Below are 13,079 nucleotides of genomic sequence, written 5' to 3'. Positions count from 1 at the left end.
TTGCAAACTTACATCAACTATCATAATAATCAAAGCAAAATTTAAAAAACCGCTTTACGGGCATTTTCATGCTTTAATTCGGAGAATTTTTTATGCTGAAGGAAATAATATCTCCATATCATAATCCCGTGAAATACGCCGCTCATCTTCATCAGCTTCACTTCCGGCAGCTTATCCCGCTCCGCCCTGTTATATTTTCTCCTCCATCGGCGATAGTCGATATATGCTTTGCCGATCGCTTTCATATCCCGGGGTTTTCCAGCGGCCAGACTTTTCAGCGCGGCCAGAATATCCAGGAAAAAACGCTGGGATAAGACAATCCAACGATCTTCGGAATGCAAATTCTTCCAGAGCATCATCAGGTTATTCCGGAAATTCAGGTACAGCTTACGAGGATTTCCCTGAGGCAAACTTCCTCCACCCACATGATACACCAGTGAATCCGGGCAATAACAAATCCGGTAACCAGCCCGCTGTAAACGCCAGCAGAGGTCTACCTCCTCCATATGCGCGAAGAAATCGGCATCAAAGCCGTCTACCTCATGAAAACAGGAAGAACGTATAAATAATGCCGCGCCGGTTGCCCAGAATATATCCTGGGGATCATCATACTGGCCATTATCTATTTCTGTAGTATACAGGATACGGCCGCGACAAAACGTATATCCAAGGATATCCATCCAACCGCCGGCAGCCCCGGCATACTCAAATTCAGCTTTATTATGCCAGGCGCGGAGTTTAGGCTGACAGGCAGCAATACGCTGGTCTTGCTGCATCATCGCCACCACAGGCTCAATCCAGCCTGGTTCTACTTCCACATCCTGATTTAACAACACATAAATGTCTGCCTCCACTTGTTGCAGGGCTTCGTTATAACCGCCTGCAAACCCGTTATTACTGGGGTTCCGGACAATCCGGATCTGCGGATAATGTTGCTGCACAAACGCTACGCTATCATCCGTAGAGGCATTGTCGGCCAGGATTACCTGCAGATTACCGTAAGTAGACCGGCAAACAGAAGGTAAAAACTGCTCCAGGAATTTTTTGCCGTTCCAGTTCAATATTACAACGGCTACTGATGGCAATACGGACAACTGATTAAACGTTTATGCGTGAATAATAAAAATTAGGAGATGCAAATATGCAACAAAGGATTTTAATATTTGCTACCAATTAAAGAAACGCTGAAGCGGAATATATCTTAAATTAGAAGTATGTTTAAACAGTTTATCGGCTGGAAGTTTATACTGGTTACAATTGCTGTAGCCATTATCGTGGCTACCATCTGGTTTGTGAGTAACCTGTCGGCTAAAATACAGGACGAAGAAAGAAAAAAAGTAGCTACCTGGGTAGAAGCATACCGGGAACTGCTGAAAGCCACTTCAGATGTCAATTTGAACCTGGCTACAGAAATCGTTACCACCAATACGACCATTCCGTTGATTCAGACAGATGCCTCTGGTAATATCCTGGACAGCAGAAACATTGATACCTCCAAAGTGGCGCAAAACCCCACCTATCTGCATGAACAGCTGCTGTCCCTGAAGAAACAACATCCTCCTTTTATCATAGAAGTGGATACCCGGAATAAAATCTATAACTACGTTTACTATGGCGATTCCCTCATTCTGAAACAGGTGAAATACTACCCCTATATTCAGTTGCTGGTAGTAGCCTTATTTATCGGAGCAGTATTATTCGGCTTATCAAGTACCAACCGTGCTACCCAAAACCTGGTATGGGTGGGCCTGGCCAAAGAAACCGCCCATCAATTAGGAACGCCGCTTTCCTCTATGGAGGCCTGGCTGGAAATACTTCGGGACAATGAAGCCAATGTCCCCATTGTCAATGAACTGGGGAAAGATTTGGACCGACTGAAACTGATCACAGACCGTTTTTCCAAAATTGGCAGCGTACCCAAACTGGAAGAAAAAGATGTGGTAGCCCAAATTCAAAGTATGGCAGCCTATATCCGCAGGCGTGCGCCACAAAAAGTACAGATCAGCGTTCATGCAACCGAACAGGAACTACCTGTCATGATCTCTCCCCCACTGTTCGATTGGGTTATCGAGAACCTCCTGAAAAATGCACTGGACGCCATGGAAGGGAAAGGAAAGATAGATATCACCATCGAAAATCACTCTGCGATGGTTACCATCGATGTGGCCGATACCGGAAAAGGAATTCCTAAAAGTCATTTTGATAAAATATTCAAGCCGGGCTTCAGTACCAAAAAACGCGGCTGGGGCCTTGGCCTCTCTCTTGCCAAACGCATTATAGAAGACTATCATCGCGGGCGGCTGAGCATAAAAAATTCAGAGGTAAATAAAGGCACTACCTTCCGCATCATGCTCAGGAAATAAAACTTTTTTAGAAAAATGAATAAATAAATTTGTTTATTTGGAAAAAGACCCTACTTTTGCATCCCATTCTACCAGATGCGAAGATGGCGAAATTGGTAGACGCGCTACTTTGAGGTGGTAGTGCCTGAAAGGGCTTGGGAGTTCGAATCTCCTTCTTCGCACTCAAAATTAAAAGGTGAAAAAGTTCAAACTTTTTCACCTTTTTTCATTTAAAGCAGTTTACAAAATTGTGTTGTTAATCTCTTCCTCCACCTTACCCTTCTCTGAATTGCGTTGGCGTGATTCCAGCCTGACTCTTAAAGAAATTAGAAAAGTATGCATGATCCACAAAGCCGAGCTCAAATGCAATTTCTTTGATGGAGAGATCCGTTGTTTGGAGAAGGCGCTTCGCTTCCAGGAGTACTCTTTGCTGAATCAGCTTTGTAGCTGAGACGTGGAGATGATTCTTACAAAGGATATTCAGATAATTGGCGGAGATATGCAGTTTTGAGGCATAAAAACCTACCAGTTTCTCCTGCTTGTAGAATTTATCTATCAACATATTGAACTTCGCCAGCCTTGGATTAGACTGAAATACTTTCAGGTCTGTGAAAATATTTTCCGCCTCCTTGCTGATAATTGCTGCGATGACTGCCGCTCTGGCACTGATTACCTCTTGTACGGAATTCGGGGAATTCAATTCATCCCGGATGGCATCAAATTCATACTTCAGCAAATTGAAGTTGTCATTGGTCAGCGGAATGACCGGATGGTTCATGTAATTGGAAAAGGAGAACCGTAAAGAAGGCGCAAAGCGTTCGAAAAACTGCTGCTGGATCATCAGCTGATACCCTGTTGTCCGGGGCTTAATGCTCCAGGTATGCACCTGTCCGGGAAACAGGACATGCACCTGTTTATTGCCTATTGGATAATCGTGGAAGTCTATATTATGCACGCCCTTAGCCGATTCAAATAGATTGATGATGAAAAAGTCGTGCTTATGCGGCTTATCAATATGACGTTCTCCATGTAATTCATTATACAGGAATTCCTCCCTGCCAGCCTGTTGGGTTTTCCTGAATTCGTGTAAACCTAAAACAGGAATATAGCTTGTGTCGTCATAAAGTGCCATATCAACAGATTGAGTTGCGTGTTCAACACTCAAAATAGGGAAAGTTATGCAGATAAAAAATGGACTGACCTGCGGGTCAGTCCATTTAATACAGTTAAGAAGCAACGTTTTTTAAATCAACGACACTCCATTCTACAATACAGTATAGGAAATGTAATTATTTCTTAGGTTCTGCGTGAGTAGTTGGCGTGTGGATGATATCGAAGTAAACAGTTTTGTCGGCCGCATTTGGATATACACGGTAAGTGAATTCCATTTTAGTGAGCACGGTAATATCCACTACGCGGGTGAACAGCACTGCGCCATTAGCGTCTTTTGCCACGATGGTACGGGTTTTCCCATCAGCAGGAACGGTCCAGTCGCCATGCATTTTCGGAGAGTCGTCCAGGTTATACATGGTAAAAGTACCATCTGCTTTGAAGTAAGCAAAACCTACGAAGTTCACCACGTTTGCATCTGTTAATGCTACTTTTTCGCCTTTGTTATTTTTTGCGTCGGTAGTTAACCAGAAAGTGCTGGCCAGTGTTTCACTTGGAGTCATTGGTTTTACATCGTCTTTCTTTTTACAGCTAAAGAATAAGGTGGTGCAAACAGCCAACAGTAATGCGGTAGTAACTTTCTTGAAATTCTTCATAGTGATGAAATTTTTAAGCACTACAAAGGTATTTGCCCCGCGCAAGCTGCCGTTGCACTTTTCATCTCAATACTTGTAAGATTTATAACATGCCTGCAATCTGGCGGGGCCGCGTCTCCCTAAAAATCAATATACAATATTGCCTTTATGCACCAGTGATACTACTTTCGACATTCTTGCTACCGCTTCTGCAGAACAAGAAGCATCCAGGAATACCAGGTCTGCATCATTGCCCGCTTTAGGCCATTGCTGATTGCCTTTATCGTCCAATGGCAAGGTATATCTGGTTGCAAAACCTAATGCGCGCGACAGGTCCAGTTCAGAAGAATAGCCATAAAGTCCTGCGATCAGGTGGGCCTTCTGTAACATATTACCAGAGCCAAATGTATTCCAGTGATCCTGGATATTATCGTTACCGATCAGCACTTCCACGCCATGTTTTCTAAGCGTAGGAATAGGCATAATAGTATTACCAAAAGGAACAGAAGAAACAATACCTACACGGGCCGCTGCCAGTCGCGCTGCAATAGACTCCGTTTCAGCAGGCGTCAGATGACCTAACGCAAAAGCATGGCTGACAAAGGTTTTCCCCTGCAGTGTAGGATTTTGTGTAGCTGCGTTGATCAGGTATTCGATCGTTTTCACCCCACTCGCTCCTCTTTCATGCAGGTGAATGTCGATCCCCTTATTGTTATCTACAGCCAGTTGCGTAATCAGATCCATTGTTTTCTCAATGCTTCCGTCAATGGAATAAGGATCTACGCCACCGATGAAATCAATATTCATTTTCACCACTTCTTTCAGCAGTGGAGCGGTATCAGTATAAAAGACGCCGTGCTGCGGAAATGCCACCAATTCAGCGCCTACTGTTTTTTCTTTATTCTTCAATGCTATTTCCAGATGCTTCAGAGAGTCGAAGCCGGAAGTAGGATCGATATTGAAATGCGAACGGATATAATGGGTACCATATCCTTGTAAAAAGTGGATGAGTTTTTCCGTACGTTCAATGGAGGTATTCAGCCATTCAGGAATCATCTTTTGTTCATAGGCGATGAAATCCTTTACTGTCTTTCTTTTGGAAGAAACGGCTTGCCATGGCAGACCAAACAGCATTTTGTCGAGATGCGCATGCATATCTTTAAATGCAGGAAGCATTAACCGACCTTTCGCGTCAATGGCGGCTTTATTGGGATCATTGGGAGTGATCGCTTTGATTTTCCCATCTTCAATTTCTACACAGAAAAGTGCAGTCTTTGTTTTCACCACTTCCGTTCCGTCAAACTCAAATCCTGTTTCCAGCAGTACATTTTTGAAGGAATAGGATTTGTCGTTGGTTATTTTAATCGCTTGTTCCATATTATTCAGATAAACTATTTACAAATTCAAGGAATGTGTATGGAACAAAGTAAAAGTTTATTCTCCCCAAATCTTTGTGCTATCTATATGGATACTTGAAAGATTTATAACAGTAAGGTTTATTTTAATGGGTTAAAAGCCGTTTTTAGTGATAAATCTTTCAAGGTTATGCATGAATCCTACACAGAAAGGGGAAAGAGCCTGCGTAAATTTGTCAAAAAGCATTTGGACTATGAAGAAATCGGAAATATCCCGTAAGGACTTTATAAGAATGTCTGGATTGGGACTGGCAGGAATGGCCTTTACCTCCGGCTTGCTGGCCTCCGCCAACTCATTTGCTGGCACGGCAGGGGAAAACGGCGCTCCGGGCGAGTTGGGCGCTGATAGCACGGAAAGCAAAGGTGGAAAGAGTTATCTGTTCAAGAATGTGAGACTGGAAACAGGCTTCGGATATGAAGAAGGGGAAGTAGTCCATACCAATACCGAATTATTTTGTGTAGAAGTAGCAAATGGTAAAATAAAAAGTATTTACGCCAATAAACCGAATGTATCTAATGCCATCGATGCAAAAGGATTATTGATGTTGCCCGCTTTCCGGGATATGCATATTCACCTGGATAAAACCTGGTATGGAGGCCCATGGCAGGCCACCAGGAGAGGCCCGGGCGGCGTCAAAGGGATGATAGCGCTGGAACAACAGATTCTTCCGGATATGTTGAAAACCTCCACTTACAGAGCAGAGAAACTCGTAGAACTGTTGCAATCCAAGGGTACAAACTTCGCAAGAAGTCACGTGAATATTGAACCTACCTCCAAACTGCAATCCCTCAAAAACCTCCAGAAAGCGCTGGAAAACAAGAAAGGTTCCTTCGGTGCAGAATTGGTAGCGTTTCCGCAGCACGGCGTTTTTTACACCGACTCTGTTCCTTACCTGAAAGATGCGGCCCAGATGGACATTGACTTCATCGGAGGCCTGGACCCATACACCGTTGATGGCGCCATCGAAAAAACGATCGACTTCACCGTTCAACTGGCACTGGACAATAAAAAAGGGATCGATATTCACCTCCATGAATCCGGCGAATCGGGTTTAAAAACAGTAGAATACCTGATAAAGAAAGTCAACGAGAATCCTGCCCTGAAGCATAAAACCTTCCTGAGTCACTGTTTTGTACTGGGTAAGCTGGAAAAGGCCCAACAGGAAAAAATTGCGGAGCAACTGGGCGCAGCAGGAGTTGGCATTGTTTCTACTATTCCTTTCGGGCGACTTATTATGCCCATCCCTACGCTGTATAAATACAATGTGAAAGTGATGACTGGCAATGACAGTATCGTGGATCATTGGAGCAGTATGGGTACAGGCAGCGTATTAGAAAAGGCCAACCTGATGGCACAACTGTATGGCTATGCTACAGAGCTGCCGTTATCAAGAAGTTTAAGACTGGCTACAGGAGATATCCTTCCGCTGGATGATAAGGGTAATCAGCAATGGCCTAAAGCCGGCGATGCAGCAGATTTTGTATTGATTGATGCGAGCTGCTCTGCCGAAGCAGTGGCCAGAATTTCTCCCGTAAAATCACTGATCCACAAAGGTCAGATAGTATATTAGCAACTACCGAGAGAACAGAAGAGAAAAGGGTGAGAAAGCGCAAAGCTTTTTCACCTTTTTTGTTTGGAAAGGATATAGCCAGATAAAGCTTCTGGAATATCAAACTAATTCTAATTGCGTAAACTCCTTTCCTAACTCTCTAATTCCCTGTAGTATCTTATTCGTTTGCTTCTCTGAAGGAGACTTTATCCCATTGGCATATTGGGATAACAATGATTGACTCATGCCTATTCTTTCTGCCAAAGCGGTAGCATTTATGATTTTATAATATTCAAAAAATTGATGCAAATCCAGTGAAATGATAATATCATCTTCTTTTGCATGTTTCAAATGATGTGCATCCTGAAAGAGATGTGTAGCATCTAAAATGTTCTTTCTAAGATCTCTCATATTTTTACCCGTTGTGCCGATTGGATATTTCTCAAAATTCTTGGCAAAGGCTGAGTATCCAGTTCCGGTTTTTTCTACAACAAACACAATTCTTTTCATAGCTGTAAGGTTTGTGTACTATTTAAGATTACAATGTCGAAAATATCAATACGTTCAAATTAGTCCTGCCTGTTTCAATATTCTCCTTTGCAGACCAAGTGCTATTTCAGCACTACCATGATCTGGATAGACAATTTCCCCGCTTTTGGTGGGATGAACTAATATCTTATGGCTTCCTTTTCCCTCCCGCTTCACATACCAACCATCCCGTCTAAGAATTCGCAGTAACTCCGACGATTTCATTACCCAGATTTCATTCAAATCAAAGGTAATACATTTATTACTTTATCTTGGATTCAAAAGTAATTATTTTATTACTAAAATACAAAAATAGAGCTTCTGCCTCCCATCCTCGAAATCAGCCTTCTTCCTATTAATTTTTATCTAATATATAAAATAGTAGTATTTTAGTCTGTCGTTTCCTTTTTTATTGATAAACCTATGCAAAACCTGGAGCCGAATTATAAGGCTATAATTTTTGACCTGGGATCCGTGCTGATTGACTGGAATCCCCGCTATTTATACCGTAAAATTTTCACTACGGAGGCTGAAATGGAGCATTTCCTGGAGGAAATATGCACTTCGGACTGGAATGAGGAACAGGATGCTGGCCGCAGTCTGTTGGATGCTACTGAATTACTGATTCAACAACATCCCCAATATGAAGCCCAGATACGTGCCTATTATGGCCGCTGGAAGGAAATGATGGTGGGAGAAATCGCCGATAGCGTTGCCTTGTTAAAGGAATTAAAAGAGAGTGGAAAATACCGCCTGTACGCTTTAACAAACTGGTCTAACGAAACTTTTCCACTGGCATTAATGGAATATAAATTCCTGCAATGGTTTGACGGTATCGTTGTATCCGGCAAAGAGAAACAGCGCAAACCATCGCCGGGATTTTTTAATCTGCTACTCGACAGATACCAGGAAAGCGCTGATCATGCATTATTTATTGATGATAATATCCGTAATGTAAATGCTGCCAGAAACATGGGTATCGAAAGTATTCAGTTCGTTAATGCAACACAACTCAAGAACGATCTCTTGCATAAGAAAATTTTAAACTAAGTTTTCGTCTTAATACGTAACCTCCTCCTGTTGTTAACCCGAATTCCATTTTATGATTACCTTAACAGTAATCGGATAAACCTAGTGTAACTTTGCCGTATCTAACCCGTTGAACAATAAATACAAACGCAGTTATAATCCATTATAATTCCGTTGACCCCATTGCGTTTAGTCATTACGTAGGAAACCATATAGAAATTAATACGCTAGGATATGAAAAGAACAATTTATTTACTCAGCAGCATTGCTGCCCTCGCAGCTTTGATATCATTCAGCGGTTGTGGCAAGGACCCACTGAAAGATATGACCCCTGAGGAGTCCAGAATTTACATCACTAACCACGACACACAAGCTAACTTTAAATCATACGCGACATTCAGTATCGTGGACTCCGTTGCCGTATTAAGTAATCGTTCGGATACCTCCAAAAAAGCACTGACAGATTACGATAAACAACTCATCGCTTCCGTTACAGCCGCTATGCAGGCAAGAGGCTACACCCTGGTGAATAAAAGCGCCAAACCCGATCTTGGCGTGGCACTCACCCGCATCGATAACACCTTCACCAATGTTTCCTGGAACCCAGGATGGTGGGGCGGTATATGGGACACTGGCTACTGGGGCTACCCTGGCGGCGGATGGTACTGGCCTTCTTACTATGTAGTATATCAAGTAAGTGAAAGACAAACTGCTATTGACCTGTTTGACCTGAAAAATCCTGGTCCGAATAATAAAATAACCGCTATATGGAACGCCCTCTGGCGCGGTACCGGCGTATGGACCACAAGCAATGTCAATAACATGGTACAAGCATCTTTTGATCAGTCGCCATACCTGACCAACAAATAAGCAATAGTAACGTTGAACCTTAAATTGAGTGGAAGATGAAAAAGATTAAATATTGGATGTTCATTTTTGCTGGCTGTTTCGCCGCACAAACCGTATCCGCACAGGTACGTCCTCCTTTATCCATCGATGTGAATTATTCTGTTGCCAGCCCCCTCAGCTCTCTGCAGAACTACTCCAACAAAACCAGCTTCCGTGGCTGGAGTGCAGGACTACAATACATGCTGAATGATCAGCTTTCCGTAGGACTCCGAACAGGTTTTCAGGATTTCTACGAAAGAGTTCCCCGCGCTGTTTACCCCGATAAACTCGGCGACGTTTCCGCCGTACAAACGAGAACATTACGCGTCATTCCCATACAAGCCACTGTTGGATGGGCTTTTACCAAACCAGACAAAGCGATCATTCCCTACGCAAACGTAGCTGTGGGCGTGGCCAATATGGACTACAATAAATATTGGGGGCAGTTTGTGGAAGCCGATAACAGCTGGCAATTCCTCGTAACTCCTGAAATTGGTATCAACGTACCTTTCGGCAAAGCGTCTCCGGTGATGTTCAATGCCAACGTACGTTATAACTATTCTCCGTATAAAGTAGGCGATATCACCAATTATCAGAGCCTGCAATACAGTGCGGGATTAAAATTCCATCTGAACTAGGTATTTTATCCATATTCTAAGAAAGGAAATGTGAGAGTGGGTCCCGTAGCTAATTACAGCTGCGGGATTTTTTTTTACTCCATTCTTTTATCAAATCCTTTCGTATATGCTTCCTGTATAGTACCGTCGTCTGCCCTGAAAATATACAAGGCAGATAATCCATACTGCGGATGACTTTCTATCCAGGAAATCCCTTGCTGCACGCCCATCAGAATAAGCGGATTATCAAATGCATCTGCGGTAAAGCAATCTTTTGCCATCACCGTTACACTGATAATATTGTTATGCAACGCTATTCCTGTGAGCGGATGGATGGTATGAGCGTATCGCGTCTTCCCCTGGTCAAAAAAACGACGGTAATTCCCACTGGTGGCAATCCCTTCCTCTGCCAACCTTACAATACCAGGAACAGGCTCATAAGTGGTATCTCCCTTCGATGGCCTTTCTATCCCTACACTCCATCGCTGATGCTGTGCATTAAATCCTCTCGCACATAGTTCGCCACCTACATCCACCAGGTAATTATGAATTCCTTTCGTTTCCAGAAATCTTCCAATTACATCCACTGTATATCCTTGTGCGATACCATTGCAATCTATCTGTACGCCAGGCTTGGCAGTAGTTAAGGTGTTGCCGCTTACGCGGAGATAACGGGAACCGATATACGGCATCGCGGCTTTGAGACTATCTGCCGGTGGTACGCCACGGAAAGATGGCTTCTTTACGCCAAAGCCCCACAGATATACAAGCGGTTTCACGGTGATATCGAAAAGTCCGCCAGTAGCGCGATTAGTTTCAATAGATTTTTGAATAACCACGGCCATATGTTCATCCATTTCTACACGACCGGAGGCATTGAACTGGTTAATCAACGATCCTGGCTGATAGAGGGAAAGGGAGTGGTCAATCACCCGAAACACGGAGTCCACCTGGCGTTGCAGAGAAGCCGTGTCGGCAGATAAATACTTAACGATATAATAAGTTCCCTGTGCTTTACCTTCACAGGACATCAGTCGAAGCGGTAGAGAATCACTAACGTGTTGGCATATACGCAGCATCGCAGATCCTTTCCCATACAGAAAAAGACAGCTTACTGCCAGCATTAAAATCCGGCGCATTTTGTTCACTATTTAAAGGCATCCAAACCGGTAATATCCATACCAGTTATCAGCAAATGTACTTCATGTGTGCCTTCGTAGGTAATCACACTTTCCAGGTTCATCATATGACGCATCACGGAGAATTCACCGGTAATACCCATACCACCGAGTATCTGGCGGGCATCGCGGGCTATATTGTGGGCTATCTCACAGGCATTTCTTTTGGCCATACTAATTTGTGCAGGCGTGGCTTTCCCTTGATTTTTTAATACGCCAAGTCGCCAGTTCATCAGTTGGGCTTTGGTAATTTCTGTTACCATTTCTGCCAGTTTCTTTTGTATCAGCTGGAAACCGCCAATTGGTCGTCCAAACTGTACCCGCTCTTTGGCGTAACGCAATGCGGTATCATAACAGTCCATCGCGGCGCCCACTGCGCCCCAGGCGATACCATAGCGGGCAGACGACAAGCAGCTGAGCGGTCCTTTCAGACCTTTCACACCAGGCAAAATATTATCTTTTGGAACGCGTACATTATCAAACACTAACTCGCCGGTTGCGCTAGCGCGTAAGCTCCATTTATCTTTGATTTCAGGCGTGGAAAATCCTTCCATGCCACGTTCTACAATGAGTCCGCGTATTACGCCGGCTTCATCTTTAGCCCATACCACTGCGATATCCGCGAAGGGCGCATTGGAAATCCACATCTTGGCGCCATTGAGAATCACATGATCGCCATCTTCCCGGAAATTAGTAATCATTCCTGCCGGATTAGAGCCATGGTCCGGTTCTGTCAGTCCGAAACAGCCCATGAATTCTCCTTTGGCTAATTTAGGGAGATACCATTCTTTCTGTGCTTCACTGCCAAATGCAAAAATGGGATACATCACCAAAGAACCTTGTACAGAAGCGGTGGATCGTATACCGCTGTCGCCGCGTTCGAGTTCCTGCATCATCAAACCATAGGAAATATAATCCAGGCCTGCGCCACCATATTGAGCGGGGATAGTAGGTCCGAAACAGCCTAATTCGCCAAGGCCGGGCAATATATGAGAAGGGAATTTCGCCTGTTGACAACAGTCTTCTATAATAGGGGATATTTCTTTCTTTACCCACTGTCTGACAGCATCACGGATTAACAGATGTTCTTCCTGCAGGAGTTCGTCTACGTTGTAGTAATCGGGCGACTGGAAAAGATCTTTCAGCATGAGCGCTTAAGTTTTGGTTGATAGCAATATAGTGAGTTATAACGAATTGAAAAGGACAGTATTTTTTCGACAATTAATCTACTAATTTCTAATAAGTTAGTACATTTAGTTAAATTCGAGAGCTATGGCAAGCAAAGTTGTTCCGGCATTACTGTTGCTGGGATTCCTGGTCGCTGTAATGGTTTCATTCCGTCCCACCCCGTTACGATCCGTTGCAGTTACCGCTCTACCAGGCAGAGCAAAGTCCGATACTACCCCCACCATGAAACGCTACTGGATGGTGTTTCTGAAAACAGGACCACACAGGGATCAACAAGCAGTAATAGCCGCAGAAATTCAGCGTAAACACCTCGAGAACATTGGTAAACTGGCTAAAGCAGGAAAGATACTGATAGCAGGGCCTTTCGGCGATGAGAGCGATCTGAAAGGCATATTTATTATGGATTGTAAAGACAGTCTGGAAGCTGCCGGTTTAGTTAAGACAGATCCTGCAGTGAACGCAGGCCGTTTAACATTCGAGATCAAACCTTGGTGGACAGCAAAAAATTGTGTGTTCAAATAGTGAATCACTTCAAGACGGGCCAACAAAAAAGAGCAGCAATGCAAGGAAAACCAATGCAGTTACTGCTCTTTTTTGTC

Annotated in this window: 14 protein-coding genes and 1 tRNA gene; 7 read left to right on the top strand and 8 right to left on the bottom strand. The window is 43.7% G+C overall.

Features of this window, described 5'->3' with window-relative positions; translation table 11 throughout:
- Nucleotides 1-41: 41 nt before the first annotated feature.
- Nucleotides 42-1,094 (bottom strand): glycosyltransferase family 2 protein, encoded by a 1,053-nt coding sequence (locus CLV59_RS03160; RefSeq protein ID WP_111590544.1) that lies wholly within the window; start codon nt 1,092-1,094, stop codon nt 42-44.
- Between the two features lie 120 nt (nt 1,095-1,214).
- On the opposite strand from CLV59_RS03160, the gene CLV59_RS03155 reads away from it, so the two are divergent.
- Nucleotides 1,215-2,363 carry a sensor histidine kinase gene (locus CLV59_RS03155; protein WP_111590543.1) on the top strand — a complete coding sequence of 383 codons (1,149 nt, stop codon included), beginning with the start codon at nt 1,215-1,217 and terminating at the stop codon, nt 2,361-2,363.
- A gap of 77 nt (nt 2,364-2,440) precedes the next feature.
- Nucleotides 2,441-2,524 (top strand) — tRNA-Leu (locus CLV59_RS03150).
- Between the two features lie 92 nt (nt 2,525-2,616).
- Here CLV59_RS03150 and CLV59_RS03145 read toward each other — a convergent pair.
- From CLV59_RS03145 to CLV59_RS03135, 3 genes are all read right to left on the bottom strand, one after another.
- Nucleotides 2,617-3,474, bottom strand: a complete 858-nt coding sequence (locus CLV59_RS03145) for an AraC family transcriptional regulator (protein WP_111590542.1) — start codon at nt 3,472-3,474, stop codon at nt 2,617-2,619.
- Between the two features lie 157 nt (nt 3,475-3,631).
- Entirely contained in the window at nt 3,632-4,108 is a 477-nt protein-coding gene (locus CLV59_RS03140; protein WP_111590541.1) for a DUF4822 domain-containing protein, read from the bottom strand.
- A gap of 126 nt (nt 4,109-4,234) precedes the next feature.
- Nucleotides 4,235-5,464 (bottom strand): amidohydrolase, encoded by a 1,230-nt coding sequence (locus tag CLV59_RS03135; protein ID WP_111590540.1) that lies wholly within the window; start codon nt 5,462-5,464, stop codon nt 4,235-4,237.
- A 232-nt stretch (nt 5,465-5,696) separates the two neighbouring features.
- On the opposite strand from CLV59_RS03135, the gene CLV59_RS03130 reads away from it, so the two are divergent.
- Nucleotides 5,697-7,073, top strand: a complete 1,377-nt coding sequence (locus tag CLV59_RS03130) for an amidohydrolase family protein (RefSeq protein WP_111590954.1) — start codon at nt 5,697-5,699, stop codon at nt 7,071-7,073.
- A gap of 99 nt (nt 7,074-7,172) precedes the next feature.
- Here CLV59_RS03130 and CLV59_RS03125 read toward each other — a convergent pair whose 3' ends face one another.
- A complete protein-coding gene (locus tag CLV59_RS03125) occupies nt 7,173-7,562 on the bottom strand; it encodes a helix-turn-helix domain-containing protein (RefSeq protein ID WP_111590539.1) in 390 nt (129 codons plus the stop codon).
- Nucleotides 7,563-7,616: 54 nt separating this feature from the next.
- On the bottom strand, nt 7,617-7,805 hold the full coding sequence (locus tag CLV59_RS29390; RefSeq protein ID WP_111590538.1) for a type II toxin-antitoxin system HicA family toxin: 189 nt from the start codon (nt 7,803-7,805) through the stop codon (nt 7,617-7,619).
- A gap of 198 nt (nt 7,806-8,003) precedes the next feature.
- Between CLV59_RS29390 and CLV59_RS03115 the strand changes: the two genes are divergently transcribed.
- The 3 genes from CLV59_RS03115 to CLV59_RS03105 all read left to right on the top strand — a co-directional run bounded on the left by CLV59_RS03115 (nt 8,004) and on the right by CLV59_RS03105 (nt 10,135).
- Entirely contained in the window at nt 8,004-8,630 is a 627-nt protein-coding gene (locus CLV59_RS03115) for an HAD family hydrolase (RefSeq protein WP_111590537.1), read from the top strand.
- Between the two features lie 213 nt (nt 8,631-8,843).
- Nucleotides 8,844-9,479 carry a DUF4136 domain-containing protein gene (locus CLV59_RS03110; protein WP_111590536.1) on the top strand — a complete coding sequence of 212 codons (636 nt, stop codon included), beginning with the start codon at nt 8,844-8,846 and terminating at the stop codon, nt 9,477-9,479.
- A gap of 35 nt (nt 9,480-9,514) precedes the next feature.
- A complete protein-coding gene (locus tag CLV59_RS03105; protein ID WP_111590535.1) occupies nt 9,515-10,135 on the top strand; it encodes an outer membrane beta-barrel protein in 621 nt (206 codons plus the stop codon).
- 74 nt (nt 10,136-10,209) lie between these two features.
- Here CLV59_RS03105 and CLV59_RS03100 read toward each other — a convergent pair whose 3' ends face one another.
- On the bottom strand, nt 10,210-11,253 hold the full coding sequence (locus CLV59_RS03100) for an FAD:protein FMN transferase (RefSeq protein WP_111590534.1): 1,044 nt from the start codon (nt 11,251-11,253) through the stop codon (nt 10,210-10,212).
- A gap of 8 nt (nt 11,254-11,261) precedes the next feature.
- Complete coding sequence (locus tag CLV59_RS03095; RefSeq protein WP_111590533.1) at nt 11,262-12,440, bottom strand: acyl-CoA dehydrogenase family protein; 1,179 nt, start codon at nt 12,438-12,440, stop codon at nt 11,262-11,264.
- Between the two features lie 124 nt (nt 12,441-12,564).
- Here CLV59_RS03095 and CLV59_RS03090 point away from each other — a divergent pair, with 124 nt between their 5' ends.
- The gene (locus CLV59_RS03090; protein ID WP_111590532.1) at nt 12,565-13,002 is read left to right on the top strand and encodes a YciI family protein; all 438 of its coding nucleotides are present in this window, start codon (nt 12,565-12,567) and stop codon (nt 13,000-13,002) included.
- Nucleotides 13,003-13,079 lie beyond the last annotated feature (77 nt).

This window comes from Chitinophaga dinghuensis, assembly GCF_003259435.1.
GTDB lineage: Bacteria > Bacteroidota > Bacteroidia > Chitinophagales > Chitinophagaceae > Chitinophaga > Chitinophaga dinghuensis.
This window is presented reverse-complemented; position numbering and strand designations above follow the sequence as displayed.